Genomic DNA, 15386 nt, shown 5'->3' on the forward strand with positions numbered 1-15386 from the left:
GCCCCTAGCGATCCCTTTCCACGATATAATCCGCGATGGCGCGCAGCAGGTCGGCCTCCGGGCCGTGCCCATGCAGATGCGCCTTGGCCTGTTCCACGAGCAGGCGGGCCTGCTCCCGCGCCCGGTCCACCCCCAGCAGCGAGACGAAGGTTTCCTTGCCCGCCGCCGCATCCTTGCCCAGCGCCTTGCCCGCGAGATCGGCGTCGCCCTCGACATCGAGCAGGTCGTCGGCAATCTGGAAGGCAAGGCCGATGTCCCGCGCATAGCCGTGCAGGCGGGTGCGCGCCTCGGGCGGGATGCGCGCCATGATCGCCGCCGCGTCCACGCAGAAGCCGATCAGCGCGCCGGTCTTCAATTGCTGGAGCCGGCTGACGGTGGGCAGGTCGAAGCTTGCCTTCTCCGCCTCCAGGTCCATCATCTGCCCGCCTGCCATGCCGCTGGTGCCGCTGGCGATGGCCAGCGCCCTCACCAGTTCGACCCGGACGAAGGGGTCCGGATGGGTTTCCTCATCCGCCAGCACTTCGAAGGCCAGGTCATGCAGGCAGTCGCCCGCCAGGATAGCCGTCGCCTCGTCAAACGCCTTGTGGACGGTCGGCTTGCCCCGGCGCATGTCATCATCGTCCATCGCCGGCAGATCGTCATGCACCAGCGAATAGACATGGATGCATTCGACCGCGACGCCGACCCTCAGAGCCGAATCGCGCGAGATGTTGAACAGGTCGCTGGCCGCCTGCACCAACAGCGGGCGCAGCCGCTTGCCGCCGCCCATGGCGGCATGGCGCATCGCTTCATAGAGGCGCCGGCGCGGATCGTCGGGGACCGTCAGCAGCACGTCGAACAGATGGTCGACCTCCACCGCGATGGCGGCCGCGCGGCTGGCTACCAGGGATGGAGCGGCGTCGGCTCCGCTCATGGCCGCCTCTCCCGCATTCTGCACGCTCAGTCCGTGCCGAAGGGCTGCGCGCCCGTCACGGCGCCGTCGGCGTCGAGTGTCAGCTTGGCGATGCGGGCCTCGGCCGCCTGGAGCCGTTCCATGCAGCGCTTCCGCAATAACTCGCCCTGCGAATAAAGCGAAATCGATTCGTCGAGCGGCACGTCCCCGCTCTCCAGCCGCCGGACGATCGATTCGAGCGCGCGCAGCGCATCCTCGAACGACATTTGCGATGGATCGCCCTGCTGTATATTGCTGTCTTGCGCCATTGCCCTGCATTGGCGGCCCCCGCCCGCCCGGTCAAGCCCACATGGGCCATCGCCGCCGATTCCGGTCTTCCCGTCATGAAAACGTCATGACGTCACGCCAGTGGCTGGCGGACTTATGGCAGTTTTGCGTTGACGCTTGGCGTAGCTAATGCACATAGAAGGACCGCTATGAAATATCATCTCTCCCTGATCTCCGTGGCGGCGCTGGCGCTGCTGTCGGCCTGCAACAAGAATGACGAACCCGAAGTCGTGGGCGGCCCTGCCGATCCCATGGCCGAAAAGCTCGCCAATGCCGCTCCTGTAGAGCTGCCGCCGATGGTGAAGGAAAGCCGCCAATATCGGTGCAAGGACAACAGCCTGATCTTCGTCGACTTCATGAGCGACGACAAGACGGCCAATCTGCGCACCGAAAAGGACGGCGCGCCGACCAAGCTGACCGCCGCAGAAGCCGGCAAGCCCTTCGAAGGCGCGGGTTACAAGGTCGAGGGTTCGGGCAAGCAGATCACCGCCACCCTGCCGGGCAAGAGCGCGGTTAGCTGCAAGGCCTGATTTCTTCCCATCCTGCACATCCGGGCCGGCCCTCCCCCGTGGAGGCCGGCCTTTTTCTTTTAAGCGACGCTTTTACTTGGGGTGACGTGCTCCTGCGGAGGCAGGAGCCCAGTCCCAACTCGCGATAAAGAGGAAAGGCCTAACCTGGGCTCTCGCGAGCCACTTCGCCTCGTTCGAGTGCCTGCGCAGGAGCATAAGCCAAGCCTTCAACGCAGTTCCGGCTCCCCCACCTCGACCGGATCGGGGCCGAAACGATTGGCTCCACGCGTGCCGCTCATGATGAAGAAGATGAGCAGGACGATGCTGCCGATGATCGGGAAAAAGACGATCAGCAGCCACCAGCCGCTGCGATCCGTATCGTGCAACCGGCGGACGGACACGGCGATATTGGGAATCAGCATCGCCAGCGTGAACAGGCCGGTGAGCGGCCCGCCCCGCGTGCTGTAGCCTGCACTGGCCCACCAGGGACCGCGCTGGAACCAGTGATCGGTCGTCCTCAGGCCAAGAAGCCCCTCGACGATCCCGACACCGACATAGCAGAGCAGCAGGAACAGGACGAACATCCAATATTCCTTGGGCCGCGCCCGGCCGGAGAATTTGGCATAGCGGCGCAGCGGCAACAGCATCCATTCCATGGGCAACTCCCCTTTTGTCGTCCGACCTGCGAAAGCTATCATGTTTTCGCCCGTGCGCGAGCGTCAGCATTGTCTATCGGGCGCTCCCCCGCTAAAGGCGCGCACATGTCCAGCACCGCACCCCAGATCACGCCCCAGGTCGTCGCCGAACATGGGCTTTCTTCCGAAGAATATGATCGCGTCCTGCACGCGCTCGGCCGGGAGCCGAATCTCACCGAACTCGGCATCTTCTCGGTGATGTGGTCGGAGCATTGCTCTTACAAATCCTCGCGCATCCATCTGAAGAAGCTGCCGACCGAAGGGCCGCAGGTCATTTGCGGCCCCGGTGAAAATGCGGGCGTCGTCGACATCGGTGACGGCCAGGCCGCGATCTTCAAGATGGAGAGCCACAACCACCCGAGCTATATCGAACCCTATCAGGGCGCGGCAACGGGCGTGGGCGGCATCCTTCGTGACGTATTCACCATGGGCGCGCGGCCGGTGGCGAACATGAACGCGCTGCGCTTCGGCCGCCCCGATCATCCGAAGATGAAGCATCTCATCAGCGGCGTGGTGCATGGCATTGGCGGCTACGGCAATTGCGTCGGCGTGCCGACCGTTGGCGGCGAGGTGAATTTCCACCCCGCCTATGACGGCAATATCCTGGTCAACGCGATGACCGTGGGCGTCGCGGATACGGACAAGATTTTCTACAGCGCCGCTTCGGGCGTCGGCAATCCGATCGTCTATGTCGGCTCCAAGACCGGCCGCGACGGCATCCATGGCGCGACCATGGCGTCGGCGGATTTCGGTGACGATGCCGATGCGAAGCGCCCGACCGTGCAGGTGGGCGACCCCTTCACCGAAAAGCTGCTGATCGAGGCCTGCCTGGAGTTGATGGCCTCAGACGCGATCGTCGCGATCCAGGATATGGGCGCGGCGGGCCTCACCTCCTCCTCGGTGGAAATGGCGTCCAAGGGCGGCGTTGGCATCGAACTGAACATGGACATGGTGCCGCAGCGCGAAACCGGCATGACGGCCTATGAAATGATGCTGTCGGAAAGCCAGGAGCGCATGCTCATGGTACTCCAGCCGGGCAAGGAAGCTTTTGCCGAAGCAATCTTCCGCAAGTGGGAGTTGGATTTCGCGGTGATCGGCCATGTGACCGACACCGGCCGCATGGTGCTGGTCCACAAGGGCGAGACGGTGTGCGACATTCCGCTTGGACCCCTGGCCGACGATGCGCCGCTCTATGACCGTCCGGCGATGCCGAAGGACGAATATAAGCTCTGGTCGGGCGTCAAGCCGCTGGGCGAGATTGCCGAAAGCGCCGACATTGGCGCGGACCTCGTCAAGTTGATGGGTTCCCCCGACATCGCGTCGCGCCGCTGGATTTGGGAACAGTACGACCATATGGTCGGCGCCGACACGGTGCAGCGTCCCGGCGGCGACGCGGCGGTGGTCCGCGTCCATGGCTCGCAAAAGGGCATTGCGATCAGCACCGACTGCACCCCGCGCTATTGCTATGCCGACCCCTATGAGGGCGGCAAGCAGGCGATCGCGGAATGCTATCGCAACATCTCGGCGGTCGGCGCGACGCCGCTGGCCGTCACCAACTGTTTGAACTTCGCCAATCCACAGCGGCCGGAGATCATGGCGCAGTTGACCGGCTGCCTCGAAGGCATGGGCGACGCCTGCCGCGCGCTCGATTTCCCGATCGTGTCGGGCAATGTGTCGCTCTACAACGAATCCAAGGCGACCGGCGGCGGTTCCGCGATCCTGCCGACCCCCGCGATCGGCGGCATCGGCCTGCTCAAGAATGTCGATATGATGGCGACCGTGGCCTTCAAGAATGAAGGCGACGCGATCTGGGTCATTGGCGGTGAAGGCAGCCATCTTGGCCAGTCGATCTGGCTGCGCGAGATCGCCGGCCGGGAAGCAGGCGATGCGCCTAAGGTCGATCTGACTGCTGAACGCGCCAATGCCGAAGCCGTCCGCGCACTGATCGCGGCGGGCAAGGTCAATGCGGTGCATGATATTTCCGATGGCGGCCTGCTGGTGGCCGTGACCGAAATGGCGCTGGCCGGGAAGATCGGCGCTGAACTGAATATCGCTCTTACGACCGCGAGCGCCTTTGGCGAGGATCAAGGCCGGTACATCGTTACTGCTGCCCAGGGCGTCGAGATTGCGGGCGCCGTCAAGATCGGCACTTGCCGAGGCGATAAGGTCATCGGTGTGGCGCTGGCTGAGCTACGCGGCGCGCATGAGGGCTTCTTCCCTGCCCTGATGGACGCGGAACTTTAAGTCATGCTCACCCCTCCCCTTCAGGGGAGGGGACGGGGGTGGGGGATCGCCCCAAGCGCAGCGCCCGAGGATAGCCCCCTCCCCAACCCCTCCCCTGAAGGGGAGGAGCTTATTCCAAGGAGCCCCGCCATGGCCTTTACCGCGAAGATTCTCCTCCTCGGCTCAGGCGAACTGGGCCGCGAGTTCGTAATCTCCGCCAAAAGGCTCGGCGCGCAGGTCATCGCCTGCGACAGCTACGCCGACGCTCCCGCCATGCAGGTGGCAGACGGGTTCGAGGTTTTCTCGATGCTCGACGCCGATCTGCTGGCAAAGGCGATCGAAAAGCATCAGCCCGACTTCGTCGTCCCGGAAATCGAGGCGATCCGTACCGAGGTTCTGGCCGAATTCGAGGCGCGCGGCGTCACCATCGTCCCCTCCGCCCGCGCCACCATCATGACGATGAACCGCGACCGCATCCGCGAAGTCGCGGCAGTGGAGCTCGGCCTGCGCACCTCCCGCTATCGCTATGCCGAAACGCTGGAGGAAGTGCTGGCAGGCGCCGAACATACCGGCCTGCCCTGCGTCATCAAGCCGGTCATGTCCTCCTCCGGCAAGGGACAGACGACGGTGCGCAGCGCCAACGAACTGGAAGCCGCCTGGGCCTATGCCGTCGCCAATATGCGCGGCGACCGCAGCCGCGTGATCGTCGAGGAATTCATCGCCTTCGACTATGAGATCACGCTGCTGACCGTGCGCAGCCGGGAAGGCGTCAGCTTCTGCCCGCCCATCGGCCACCGGCAGGAACGCGGCGACTATCAGGAAAGCTGGCAGCCCACGCCGATGTCGAGCGCCGCGCTTGCCGCCGCGCAGGATATGGCGCGCAAGGTCGTCGACAATCTGGGCGGTTACGGCATTTTCGGCGTGGAATTCTTCGTGAAGGGAGAAGACGTCATCTTCTCCGAACTGTCGCCGCGTCCGCATGATACGGGCATGGTGACGCTAATCTCGCAGAACTGGAGCGAATTCGACCTGCATGCCCGGGCGATCCTGGGCCTGCCGGTGCCGGAAGTGACGCTGCTTGGGGCCGCTGCTTCGGCGGTCATATTGGCGGATCGGGAGTCAGGCAACTTCCGGTTCGAAGGACTGGCTGAAGCGCTCTCCACGCCCGGCGGGGAAATCGATCTGCGCATCTTCGGCAAGCCGACGACGCGTCCCTATCGCCGCATGGGCGTAGCTTTGGCCCGGGCCGAGGATGCTGGCAAGGCGCGGGCCGTTGCAGCGGAAGCGGCGGACAAGGTTCGGATCGTTTACAGCGAATAGGGGTGGAAGGCGGACCTTCATTTTCCGTCATCCCAGCGAAAGCTGGGATCTCGTGAGGCTAGGCCGTGCGCTCTCGCCTGAGATCCCAGCTTTCGCTGGGATGACGATATTTTCAACGTCCACAATTGACCATTTGCAGTCATTAAACCCCACGCACCTACCCGGCCCGCGTTACGCGCCCGAACAGCACCTGATAAACATCATCGCCACCGCCCCCATCAAAGGCCGCCATCACCCGACGCAAATCCCTGGGTGCCAATGGCTTGCGCCCTTCGCTCGGCACCACCGCCCCGATGCCCTTGAGATGGGCGATCAGTCCCTTCGCGCCACCACAGACCAGGGCATAATCCTCGTCAAAAGCAAAGGCGTCCTCGAAACGCGCCAGCATCGACCGCAGGGTTTCGAGCGACGGATAATCAGGGATACCGGCACTCACCGCGCTGGCCTGATGCGCCATGCGCCAGCGGGTGAAGCTGCCCTGCCCCATGGTCGAAAAGATGAGGCTGCCACCCGGCCGCAACAATCCTGCCAGCCGGGCAATGGCGCCCTCCAGATCATCGAACCATTGAAAGGCCAGGCTGGAAAGAATCAGGTCGAACCATTCCCCTTCGAAAATCGGCGCTTCGCCGTCCATCGTCAGGAATGTGCCCGCGACCAGCCCTCCCGTCGCCGCCCGCGCCAGCATGTCGGGCGACAGGTCCGTCACCACCAGTTCCGCGCCCGGCCAGCGCGCCTGGATGTCGCGCGTCAGGAAACCGGTGCCGCAGCCGATCTCCAATATCCGCCCGACGCCATCGGGCCTCTGCCGCTGCGCGAGATCAGCCACCAGCGCGGCGGCCAACCGCTGCGGCCCGGCATGATCGTCATAACGCCCCGCCGCCGCGCCGAAAGCGTCGCTTATTCGTTGCTTGCGCCGACCATTCATGGCTAGTCGCATTGACAGAGCCACACTCTCTTTTCCAGCCTCTTCAAGGACGGCCCTGATCGATGACTGCCTTTTCCTCCCGGATTCCCGCCATGGACGTACTGCGCGGTTGCGCGGTCATGGGAATTCTCTGGATGAACATCGCGGCCTTCGCCCTGCCTGAGCAAGCCTATTTCAGCCCGGCCGCGGCAGGGCCGCTCTCCACGGGAGACATCGCCTTCTGGACGGTCGGTTTCCTGGCCGCCGATGGCAAGATGCGGGCATTGTTCTCCATGCTGTTCGGCGCGTCGATGCTGCTGCTGATCGACAAGGAGGAAATGGCCGGGCGCGACGGACGACGGGCGCAGATCATCCGGGCCGCCTGGCTGTTCGTCTTCGGCCTCGCCCATTATCTGCTGCTGTGGTGGGGCGACATATTGATGATCTATGCGCTGGTTGGCCTCGCCGCGCTGTTGTTCGTGCGCAAGGAGCCTTTGGCGCTCGTCAAATGGGCTTTTCTCTTCTTCCTGGTGCATTTCCTGGTCTGCGTGGCCTTTATCGGCACGCTATATGCCTGGGGCCATGCCGCCGGGGCGCCCGACGCGGCAGCCAGCGTCAGCGCGGGTTTCACCAACTTCATCGGTTCGCTTACCGACCCTGCGCATCCGGCGATCCGGAGCGAATATATGACCTATCGCGGCGGCTATGCCGGGATCGTCCTGCATCATATCGCCCTGTTCGGCGGCCAATGGCTGACGACGCTGCCATTCGTCACATTCGATACGCTGGGGTTCATGCTGCTGGGCATGGCGATGCTGAAGGGTGGTTTCCTGACCGCCCGCTGGCAGGCGGAGCAATATTGGCGAACCGCGCGGCATTGTTTCCTGATCGGACTGATCCCCATGGCAGCGCTCGCGGCGTGGATCATTTCGAGCCGGTTCGCACCCCTCGCGACGCTGGGGTCGGTTCTGGCCTGGTCTTTCCCCTTCCGCATCCCGCTGGCCGTGGGATGGGCCGCCTTGATCCTGTGGCTGTTCACGCGCCATCGCGACGCACCCTTCACGGCGCGGATCGCCGCCGTCGGTCGCCTGGCGCTCAGCAACTATCTGGGCAGCAGCCTTATCATGTGCGCGATCTTCTATGGTTGGGGGTTTGGGCTGTTCGGCCATGTGCCGCACCGATTGCTGCCGCCGTTGGTCATCGCCGCATGGGCGCTCATGCTGATCTGGTCGCCGCTCTGGCAGCGCCGATTCGCGCTAGGACCGGCAGAATGGCTGTGGCGCAGCCTCGCGCACGGCAAAACGCAAAAGATTCGCAACAGCGACTGAATTCCTATTGCGACCTATTATCATCTGCGCTATCTCCGATCCCAGGAGATTTGCATGGTTGTCTGTGTCTGCAATGCCATTCGGGAAAAGGATCTCAAGGAAGTGGCCCGCGAAGGTTGCGCAACCCCATGCAGCGCTTATGCCCGCCTTGGCCGGCGGCCCAAATGCGGTCAGTGCGTGCCCTTCGCCCGCACGATCATCGCAGCGGAACGCGCCTCCATTTGAAGTCACTGCGAATCAAACGCATCTGACAGCCGCGAACTCGACGCAATAGCGCATCGGGAAATGGCGGATTTCCAAGGCTTTCCCGATTAACAAACGGAAGCGAAACGCCTATCATCCCGGCACTTCCTTACAGCCGGAGAAGAACGCCATGAAGGGCGACGCCAAGATCATCGAATATTTGAACGAGGTTCTCAAAAATGAGCTGACCGCGATCAACCAATATTTCCTCCACTATCGCATGCTGAACCATTGGGGCATCGAGAAGCTGGCCAAGTTCGAGTATAAGGAATCGATCGACGAGATGAAGCACGCCGACAAGCTGGCGGAGCGCATCCTGTTCCTCGACGGCCTGCCCAATTTCCAGTTGCTCGGCCGCCTGAAGATCGGTGAGACAGTGGAAGAAATCCTAAAGGCCGACCTCGAACTGGAATATGAAGCGTTGCCGGTGCTGAAGGATGCGATCGCCTACTGCGAATCGATCCGCGACTATGTGAGCCGCGATCTGTTTCAGTACATCCTCGAAAGTGAGGAAGAGCATGTCGACACGCTGGAAACCCAGTTCGAGATGATCGATCGCATGGGTATCCAGAACTACGTCCAGCTACAGAGCAAGGCCGCCGAGGAATAAGCCCTCGCAAGAGCGGGGCCGGCCCATCCGGCGCGCCGCCCCGCCCTTTCCCCTCAGATCAGCGAATCGAGCAAACCGATCAGCGGCAAATCCGCTGGCGGCATGTCCAGCGCATACATTTGCGCGGGCCTGACCCACTGGAGCGCGGTCGCATGCCGCGCTTCGGCCATGCCCTGCCATTTGCGGCAGACATAGAGCAACAGCAGCAGATGGCGGTCACCAAGCGGCTCGCTCGCAAAGGTCGCGGGCGCGAGGCAACTCGCATGCGTGCGAATGCCCAATTCCTCCTCCAGCTCGCGGATGAGCGCGGCTTCGGGCGCTTCCCCCGGCTCCACCTTGCCGCCGGGGAATTCCCAGAGATGCGCCATCGGCTTTCCCGGCGGGCGCTGCTGCAACAGAACGCGGCCATCCGCGTCGACCAGAGCGGCGGCGACCACCAAAAGAGGAGAAATTATCGTCATAATGGTCCGGCTTGAGGGGTTTGTTAACTCTGCCACTTTTACAAGGGCATTCTGGGCTGTGTGTAAATGGGGTGTGGCATGCGCGCATTGTTTAAAAATTTCAGCTTTTGGAAGCTGATCTACTGTCAGCGCGGCGCGACGGCGGTGGAATATGGACTGATCCTCGCCCTCATCTGCCTCGCCATCATCGGCGCCATGTCGAACGTCGCCAACAAGACCATCGGCATGTGGAACAATGTCGCGACCGAAGTCCTGGCGCATTAACCATCAATATCTGACACCCTTTTCGGCTCATTAAATCTTTATCAACCCACCCCCTCTACACCAGTCGAAGCTGACCTTCATTTCAAGCGGGGGGCGGCCGGGTAGTTAAACGTGTAACTTGAGGCAAGGAGACTTCCAATGCAGTTCATCCGCAAGATGCTGAAGAACGAAAAGGGCGCGACCGCCATTGAATATGGCCTGATCGCTGCTCTCATCGCTGTTGCCGCCATCGGCGCCATGACCAGCCTGGGCGGCAAGCTCGGCAACACCTTCAACAATGTCTCGGGCAACCTGAAGTAAGCTCGAACGCATTGATGCAAAAGGGCGGCGGAAGCAATTCCGTCGCCCTTTTTGTTGCGCGCCGCTCTTATCAGGTGACGATCTTTACCCGCTGGCCCGGTCGCAACACGCTATTGGCCGTCAAGCCATTGATCGTCAGGAAACGGTCCAGCGCGTAATCCGTATAAGCCATGCGCTTGGCCAGGGACTGGACGGTGTCGCCAGCCTTGACGGTGACGACATGGACTTGGCGAGGCTTGATCGCCGCCGCATCCTGCGCCGAAAGGCGCTGCACCGACTGGACCATGGTCGAAAAGGGACCGATTCCCTGTCCCGCCGCCGTCAGCAACAGGAAGTGATAGGCCTTTCCGCCACCAAAATCATAAGCGAAGACGGTCGCATCGACCTGCGTCGACTGGGTGCTGGCCCGAACCGTCCGCCATGCCGCAGGGAGCCCGTTGACGGTCGTGCGGCGGACCTCGCCGGGTGGAACGCCGCCATTGCCGCCGCCCAGCTTGGCGAACACCGAATCGATATAGGCGGACAGGTCGCCGCTATAGGGCGCAGCGCTGAACTGCGCCTGCCCACCCGATCCCGCGACCGTGACGGCGCTCGCGCCATTTTCCATGCCGAAGCCCGAAGGCGCCATGAAGCTCAGCCGCAGATCGGGATGACGGAAGCGGCTGCCCTCTATCACCCCCTGTTTCGGATCGTCGCCGTACAGCACGCCGTCCAATGCATTCAGAAACGCATCCCGGTTGCGCACGGTGCTGGCCGACCCGCTGGCAGCGGCATTGCGGGCGGCGCGACCGACGCGCGAGGCTGGATCGGGATGGGTGCTCGCCCATTCGGGCATCGAGTGGGCGCTTCCCGCAACCTTGGCGTCCAGGCTGCTCTGCGCCGCCAGCGAAGCCAGCATGGTCGACAGAGCCTTGGGATCATAGCCGCCCGAAGCGAGATAGCGGATGCCCAGATCGTCCGCCTCATATTCCTGACTGCGCGAGAATTTGAGCGTCAGCAATTGGCTGCCCTGACCGATCCCCTTTTGCAGCAAGCCGGTCAGCGCCGAATCACCCAGCAGCGCGCCCGTCAGCACCTGAAGCAGCGTGCCGCCAATGGCGTTGCGTTGCGCCGTCTGCTGCCGCCGCTGGCCATGCTGGGCCGCGACATGGCCGATTTCATGGCCAAGCACGCCCGCAAGCTCGGCTTCGTCGTTCATCAGCGCCATGAGCTGCCGCGTGACATAGACATAGCCGCCGGGGATGGCGAAGGCGTTGTTCACCGGCGAATTGAGCAGGGTGACAGTAAAGTCCCCCTGCGCGTTGGACAGGCCGGACTGGACCGCGATGCGACGGCCCACGCCCTCGACATATTTCGCCTGCGGCCCGGCATAGGCGCCGCCAAATTCATTCAGCAATTGGGGATGCTGCTTGGCGCCGGCTTCCTTTTCCTGCGGGCTGATCGACGAAACCGTCCGAATCGCCCGCTGCTGGCTGAGTGCCAACGGCGCGGCGGCCAAGGCTATGAAGCCCAACCCCGCATAAGCCAGAGACGATAACTGCTTCACACTACCTCCTGCCTCCCCTGTTACCATGGCGTAACGAGGGATAGCAGGCGCAGGTTCCCCAAAATAGAGGCTAAGCGATCAGACCCCGATGGCCAGGAATTTGTCGGCGCGGTCGGTGCGCAGCGCATCGGCGCTCATGCCGGAGAGCGAATCCAGTTCCCGGCCGATGGCCGCGCCCAGATTGGCGATCGCCTGCACCGGCTCGCGATGAGCGCCGCCGATCGGCTCCGCCACGATGCGGTCGATGACGCCCAGCGATTTCAGATGTTGCGCCGTCACCTGCATCGCCGTGGCGGCATCGCTGGCCTTTTCCGCCGTGCGCCAGAGGATCGAGGCGCACCCTTCGGGCGAAATCACCGAATAGACCGCATGTTCGAACATCAACACGCGATTGGCCGCCGCCAGCGCCACCGCGCCGCCCGATCCGCCCTCGCCCACCACGGCCGCCACCATCGGCACGCCCAACGCCAGACATTGTTCGGTCGAGCGGGCAATGGCCTCGGCCTGGCCGCGCTCCTCCGCCTGCACGCCGGGGAAAGCGCCCGACGTGTCCACCAAAGTCACCACCGGCAGGTCGAAACGGTCAGCGAGCTGCATCAGGCGGATCGCCTTGCGATAACCCTCCGGCTTCGCCATGCCGAAATTATGGCGAACGCGGCTGGCCGTATCGTCGCCCTTTTCATGGCCGATCACGACCAAGCGCCGTTCGCCCAGCGTCGCGAATCCGCCAATGATCGCCTGATCGTCCGAAAAGGCGCGGTCCCCGGCCAGCGGCATGAAATTGTCGAACATGCCCGCGACATAATCCTTGAAGTGCGGGCGGTCGGGATGGCGCGCCACCTGCGTCTTCTGCCAGGGCGACAGTTTCGCATAAGTGTCGACCAGCATTTTCGAAGCGCGCTGCTCCAGCTTGTCGATCTCGCCGCTGATGTCGATATCGCCGGCATTGGCGGTCGCGCGCAGTTCGATGATCCGCGCTTCCAGCTCCGCAATGGGCTTTTCGAATTCGAGAAAACTAACCATGGCGCATGGCGTTAGGGCGGAGACACGTCGCCGTCAACGCGCCGATGCGTCATGGAAGCCAGCGGATGGCGGCTGTTGACCAGTTCGACCAGGCGGCGGCTGTCGACATGGGTATAGATTTGCGTGGTGCCGATGTCGGCATGGCCCAGCATGGACTGCAACGCGCGCAAGTCCGCACCGCCTTCCAGCAAATGGGTGGCGAACGCGTGGCGCAGCACATGGGGGCTGACTCGCTCTGGCGCGATTCCGGCGGCGGCGGCCAGCGCCTTCACCATCTGATAGAGGCGAATCCGGCTGACATGGCTTTTGCCGGAGGGGAACAGCCAGGGGCTATCGGCGGGCACATGGTGCAACCAGGCCGCCACGGCGGCGCGGGCGCGATCCGAAATCGGCACGAGTCGCTCGCGAGCGCCCTTGCCCTTCAGGATCAGGAAGGGCCGGTCGGATGCCAGCGCCCGCCGCGGCAGCGACACCAGTTCGGTGGCGCGCAGGCCCGATCCGTAAAGCAGTTCGATCAATGCGGACAGGCGCAGGTCGAGCGGCGAGGGATGCTCGACGTCCAGCTTCCCGGCGATCAGCACGAACAGCGAATCGACCTCCTGCGCCGAGAGAATCTTGGGCAAGGGCCGGCGGGTTACAGGACGCGGCAGCGCGGCCGAGGGATTGTCGGCCCGCAGCCCCTCCTCTTCCAGAAAGGCGTAAAAGGCGCGCAGGGCCGAAGATTTTCGCGCCACCGAAGACGCGGCCAGTTCCGCCCATGCCGTCGCCAGTTGGGCTATGCCGTCCTTTGTCGCTACGGCAAGGCCGCCGACAATCTCCCCCGCGCCCAGCAGATCGGCCCGATAGGCCAGCAGCGTATTGCGGGAGGCGCCCCGCTCGGCCGCCATCATCTCCAAAAAACGGTCGATAAGCGCGGCATCCTCGCCCATCAGAGCCGCGTCATCGCCTCCGCCGCGATCATCCGCGCTTCGGGATCGAGCCCGACGCGATGCAGCGCGGCGACGATATGGTAGAGGTGGAAGGGCGGCAGCCGGTTCCAGTCGGCCGTCTGCATGCCGACCGCCGCCAGCAGCGCGACACTGGCCTTCTCGCCCCGCCCGGCGGCCGCGTCGATGGCGCGCGTCCAGCGGCTGGTGACGCCCAGGTTAAAGCCATTATCCTGCGCCAGCGACGCGCCGTCCTGCGCATTGAGCCGGGAAAGCCCTGCCAGCGCAGCGATCAGCATCTGCGTCTTGCGCGGATCGGCAGCCTTGGCGAAGGACGAAACGCGGCCCGAGCCAATCTCCACCACCGCACTTGGCGCGCCGACCGCAAGCAAGGCCCAGAGATCGCCCGCGCCATCGCCACCCGCCTGGGCCGCAAGCCGTGCCCAGCGGGCGGCGCTGCGATCATAGCCCGCCGTGAACATCGCCGCGACCAGATTGGCCGCATCGCGGGCACCCAATTCCGAAACGGGCAGCGCCGCGGCAGCCCGCGCCGTCGCGATCAGGCCGACGAAATCAGGCCGCGCCTCATCCTGCCAAAGCGTCCGCATCGCTTGCAACCGATCTTCGGTGCCCGTCCCCGCATAAGCGGTGCGCAGCGCATCGATCCGGTCGGCCGCATTGGCGGGCACGTCACCGTCGGCCTGCAACTGGCTGTAGAACCCGACCAGCGCCTTGTTGGAAAAAACCCCCAGCCGCGCCGCCACTTCCGCACCGGGCAGACGGCGGACAGCCGACAGCGCGGGCGCGCGCGCTTCCCAGGCGCGAACATGCGAGCCCACCGTGCCATAGAGATCGTCAGGAATTTCGACATTGAGCGCCGTCGCCAGGCCAAAGCGCCAGGCGGTCAGCCGGTCGACCGCATCCCATTCGATCTTGACCGATCGGCGGGCGTTGAAACCGGTTCCGACCACCTTCTCCGCCAGGCGATAATCGATGCCGCGCACCACGCCGCGCCGCTGCGCCTGGTTGAGCGCGCCGCTGGCCGATCCCTGATCCCCCGACAGCGCCGGGCAGATGGCGCGGGTCATGTCCCAGCCCGGCTCCTTGCTGAACCGCAGCGCCCCCGCCGACAGCGGACACAGGCCTGCCGGATCGGCCGTCGCCAGATAGGTCTGCATGGCGATGGCATAGAGGCGCGGCGTGAACTGATCGGAATCGACGCTCTGCACCAACAGGCGCGCGCTGTCCGCCTCCCCCATGCGCAGCAACAGCCAGGCGCGCTCGGCCACCCAGTCCGCGCCGTTGATGTCCTTTGGCGTATCGGTCGCGGTCAGCAACGCGCGCCGCAGCAGGATGGAGGCCCAGCGCGAGGTGATCGGCGCGCGCGTTTCCTTCATCAGCGTGGCAAGGAACTGGCCGGACTGCGCGCCGAAAGCCTTGGGTTCCAGGCCCAATCGCTCGGGCGTCAGCGGGCCTACCCGGTCCAGCGAGCGATGCGCATTTTCGGGAAGATCATATTTCGCCTTTTCCGCGGCGAGCTCTTCCTCGCTCATCGGTTCCGCCGCATTGGCGCCCGCCTCGTCAGAGACGGCGAAGCTGGGCGGCAAAATCGGCGTGGCAGGCGAAGGGCCGGTCGGCGGCGCGGGCGTTGTCGGCGCCGGACGCTGCGCCCCGGATGGTGGCGCTTCGGGTGCGTCGCCAAAGCCGGGCGGCAGCAGGGATTCGGGCGTCTCCTGCGCCACCACCGGCAGCGCCAGCGCGAGCGCAAGCGTCCCCAGCGCCCATTTCGCGTTCACCCGCCGATGCCGCATGCCG

17 protein-coding genes are annotated in these 15386 nt (G+C 64.2%); 8 read left to right on the forward strand and 9 right to left on the reverse strand.

Annotated elements, in window-relative coordinates; genetic code table 11:
- Nucleotides 1–4: 4 nt before the first annotated feature.
- The gene (locus VVT58_RS08860) at nt 5–913 is read right to left on the reverse strand and encodes a farnesyl diphosphate synthase (RefSeq protein WP_327752743.1); all 909 of its coding nucleotides are present in this window, start codon (nt 911–913) and stop codon (nt 5–7) included.
- 26 nt (nt 914–939) lie between these two features.
- Nucleotides 940–1200 (reverse strand): exodeoxyribonuclease VII small subunit, encoded by a 261-nt coding sequence (locus VVT58_RS08865; protein WP_066555426.1) that lies wholly within the window; start codon nt 1198–1200, stop codon nt 940–942.
- 168 nt (nt 1201–1368) lie between these two features.
- Between VVT58_RS08865 and VVT58_RS08870 the strand changes: the two genes are divergently transcribed.
- On the forward strand, nt 1369–1749 hold the full coding sequence (locus VVT58_RS08870) for a hypothetical protein (protein WP_327752742.1): 381 nt from the start codon (nt 1369–1371) through the stop codon (nt 1747–1749).
- A 206-nt stretch (nt 1750–1955) separates the two neighbouring features.
- Here VVT58_RS08870 and VVT58_RS08875 read toward each other — a convergent pair whose 3' ends face one another.
- The gene (locus VVT58_RS08875; RefSeq protein ID WP_327752741.1) at nt 1956–2384 is read right to left on the reverse strand and encodes a DUF805 domain-containing protein; all 429 of its coding nucleotides are present in this window, start codon (nt 2382–2384) and stop codon (nt 1956–1958) included.
- A gap of 105 nt (nt 2385–2489) precedes the next feature.
- On the opposite strand from VVT58_RS08875, the gene purL reads away from it, so the two are divergent.
- Both purL and purT read left to right on the forward strand, forming a co-directional pair.
- A complete protein-coding gene (gene purL / locus VVT58_RS08880) occupies nt 2490–4667 on the forward strand; it encodes a phosphoribosylformylglycinamidine synthase subunit PurL (RefSeq protein ID WP_327752740.1) in 2178 nt (725 codons plus the stop codon).
- Nucleotides 4668–4796: 129 nt separating this feature from the next.
- Nucleotides 4797–5966 carry a formate-dependent phosphoribosylglycinamide formyltransferase gene (gene purT / locus VVT58_RS08885; protein WP_327752739.1) on the forward strand — a complete coding sequence of 390 codons (1170 nt, stop codon included), beginning with the start codon at nt 4797–4799 and terminating at the stop codon, nt 5964–5966.
- Between the two features lie 157 nt (nt 5967–6123).
- On the opposite strand, the gene VVT58_RS08890 is transcribed toward purT, so the two are convergent.
- Nucleotides 6124–6891, reverse strand: coding sequence for a methyltransferase domain-containing protein (locus VVT58_RS08890; protein WP_327752738.1), 768 nt, complete (start codon nt 6889–6891; stop codon nt 6124–6126).
- Nucleotides 6892–6953: 62 nt separating this feature from the next.
- On the opposite strand from VVT58_RS08890, the gene VVT58_RS08895 reads away from it, so the two are divergent.
- The 3 genes from VVT58_RS08895 (at nt 6954) to bfr (ending at nt 9051) form a co-directional block, all read left to right on the forward strand.
- Complete coding sequence (locus VVT58_RS08895; RefSeq protein WP_327752737.1) at nt 6954–8198, forward strand: DUF418 domain-containing protein; 1245 nt, start codon at nt 6954–6956, stop codon at nt 8196–8198.
- Nucleotides 8199–8252: 54 nt separating this feature from the next.
- Nucleotides 8253–8423, forward strand: coding sequence for a bacterioferritin-associated ferredoxin (locus VVT58_RS08900; protein WP_025547882.1), 171 nt, complete (start codon nt 8253–8255; stop codon nt 8421–8423).
- Between the two features lie 148 nt (nt 8424–8571).
- Nucleotides 8572–9051, forward strand: a complete 480-nt coding sequence (gene bfr, locus VVT58_RS08905) for a bacterioferritin (RefSeq protein WP_327752736.1) — start codon at nt 8572–8574, stop codon at nt 9049–9051.
- Nucleotides 9052–9104: 53 nt separating this feature from the next.
- Here bfr and VVT58_RS08910 read toward each other — a convergent pair whose 3' ends face one another.
- The gene (locus tag VVT58_RS08910) at nt 9105–9512 is read right to left on the reverse strand and encodes a (deoxy)nucleoside triphosphate pyrophosphohydrolase (RefSeq protein WP_327752735.1); all 408 of its coding nucleotides are present in this window, start codon (nt 9510–9512) and stop codon (nt 9105–9107) included.
- A gap of 78 nt (nt 9513–9590) precedes the next feature.
- Between VVT58_RS08910 and VVT58_RS08915 the strand changes: the two genes are divergently transcribed.
- Together VVT58_RS08915 and VVT58_RS08920 are read left to right on the forward strand one after the other, a co-directional pair.
- Nucleotides 9591–9776, forward strand: a complete 186-nt coding sequence (locus VVT58_RS08915; protein WP_066555411.1) for a Flp family type IVb pilin — start codon at nt 9591–9593, stop codon at nt 9774–9776.
- 138 nt (nt 9777–9914) lie between these two features.
- On the forward strand, nt 9915–10076 hold the full coding sequence (locus tag VVT58_RS08920; RefSeq protein WP_046764629.1) for a Flp family type IVb pilin: 162 nt from the start codon (nt 9915–9917) through the stop codon (nt 10074–10076).
- Between the two features lie 70 nt (nt 10077–10146).
- On the opposite strand, the gene VVT58_RS08925 is transcribed toward VVT58_RS08920, so the two are convergent.
- The 4 genes from VVT58_RS08925 to VVT58_RS08940 form a co-directional block, all read right to left on the reverse strand.
- Nucleotides 10147–11622 carry a M48 family metalloprotease gene (locus tag VVT58_RS08925; protein ID WP_327752734.1) on the reverse strand — a complete coding sequence of 492 codons (1476 nt, stop codon included), beginning with the start codon at nt 11620–11622 and terminating at the stop codon, nt 10147–10149.
- A gap of 78 nt (nt 11623–11700) precedes the next feature.
- Entirely contained in the window at nt 11701–12645 is a 945-nt protein-coding gene (locus VVT58_RS08930) for an acetyl-CoA carboxylase carboxyltransferase subunit alpha (RefSeq protein WP_327752733.1), read from the reverse strand.
- An 11-nt stretch (nt 12646–12656) separates the two neighbouring features.
- A complete protein-coding gene (locus tag VVT58_RS08935; protein ID WP_327752732.1) occupies nt 12657–13574 on the reverse strand; it encodes a tyrosine recombinase in 918 nt (305 codons plus the stop codon).
- The gene (locus tag VVT58_RS08940; RefSeq protein ID WP_327752731.1) at nt 13574–15382 is read right to left on the reverse strand and encodes a hypothetical protein; all 1809 of its coding nucleotides are present in this window, start codon (nt 15380–15382) and stop codon (nt 13574–13576) included. Before VVT58_RS08940 ends, VVT58_RS08935 begins: the two co-directional genes overlap by 1 nt.
- Nucleotides 15383–15386: the final 4 nt, after the last annotated feature.

It is taken from the genome of Sphingobium sp. SJ10-10 (assembly GCF_036038995.2).
In the GTDB taxonomy this organism is placed as follows: Bacteria; Pseudomonadota; Alphaproteobacteria; order Sphingomonadales; family Sphingomonadaceae; genus Sphingobium.

Excerpts from the sequence above, each read along its gene's own strand:
- VVT58_RS08910 (WP_327752735.1), bottom strand. The coding sequence starts at position 9,512 with ATGACGATAATTTCTCCTCTTTTGGTGGTCGCCGCCGCTCTGGTCGAC.
- VVT58_RS08920 (WP_046764629.1), top strand. The coding sequence starts at position 9,915 with ATGCAGTTCATCCGCAAGATGCTGAAGAACGAAAAGGGCGCGACCGCC.
- VVT58_RS08875 (WP_327752741.1), bottom strand. The coding sequence starts at position 2,384 with ATGGAATGGATGCTGTTGCCGCTGCGCCGCTATGCCAAATTCTCCGGC.
- purL (WP_327752740.1), top strand. The coding sequence starts at position 2,490 with ATGTCCAGCACCGCACCCCAGATCACGCCCCAGGTCGTCGCCGAACAT.
- purT (WP_327752739.1), top strand. The coding sequence starts at position 4,797 with ATGGCCTTTACCGCGAAGATTCTCCTCCTCGGCTCAGGCGAACTGGGC.
- VVT58_RS08890 (WP_327752738.1), bottom strand. The coding sequence starts at position 6,891 with ATGAATGGTCGGCGCAAGCAACGAATAAGCGACGCTTTCGGCGCGGCG.
- VVT58_RS08865 (WP_066555426.1), bottom strand. The coding sequence starts at position 1,200 with ATGGCGCAAGACAGCAATATACAGCAGGGCGATCCATCGCAAATGTCG.
- VVT58_RS08915 (WP_066555411.1), top strand. The coding sequence starts at position 9,591 with ATGCGCGCATTGTTTAAAAATTTCAGCTTTTGGAAGCTGATCTACTGT.
- VVT58_RS08930 (WP_327752733.1), bottom strand. The coding sequence starts at position 12,645 with ATGGTTAGTTTTCTCGAATTCGAAAAGCCCATTGCGGAGCTGGAAGCG.
- VVT58_RS08895 (WP_327752737.1), top strand. The coding sequence starts at position 6,954 with ATGACTGCCTTTTCCTCCCGGATTCCCGCCATGGACGTACTGCGCGGT.
- VVT58_RS08935 (WP_327752732.1), bottom strand. The coding sequence starts at position 13,574 with ATGGGCGAGGATGCCGCGCTTATCGACCGTTTTTTGGAGATGATGGCG.
- bfr (WP_327752736.1), top strand. The coding sequence starts at position 8,572 with ATGAAGGGCGACGCCAAGATCATCGAATATTTGAACGAGGTTCTCAAA.
- VVT58_RS08940 (WP_327752731.1), bottom strand. The coding sequence starts at position 15,382 with ATGCGGCATCGGCGGGTGAACGCGAAATGGGCGCTGGGGACGCTTGCG.
- VVT58_RS08900 (WP_025547882.1), top strand. The coding sequence starts at position 8,253 with ATGGTTGTCTGTGTCTGCAATGCCATTCGGGAAAAGGATCTCAAGGAA.
- VVT58_RS08860 (WP_327752743.1), bottom strand. The coding sequence starts at position 913 with ATGAGCGGAGCCGACGCCGCTCCATCCCTGGTAGCCAGCCGCGCGGCC.
- VVT58_RS08870 (WP_327752742.1), top strand. The coding sequence starts at position 1,369 with ATGAAATATCATCTCTCCCTGATCTCCGTGGCGGCGCTGGCGCTGCTG.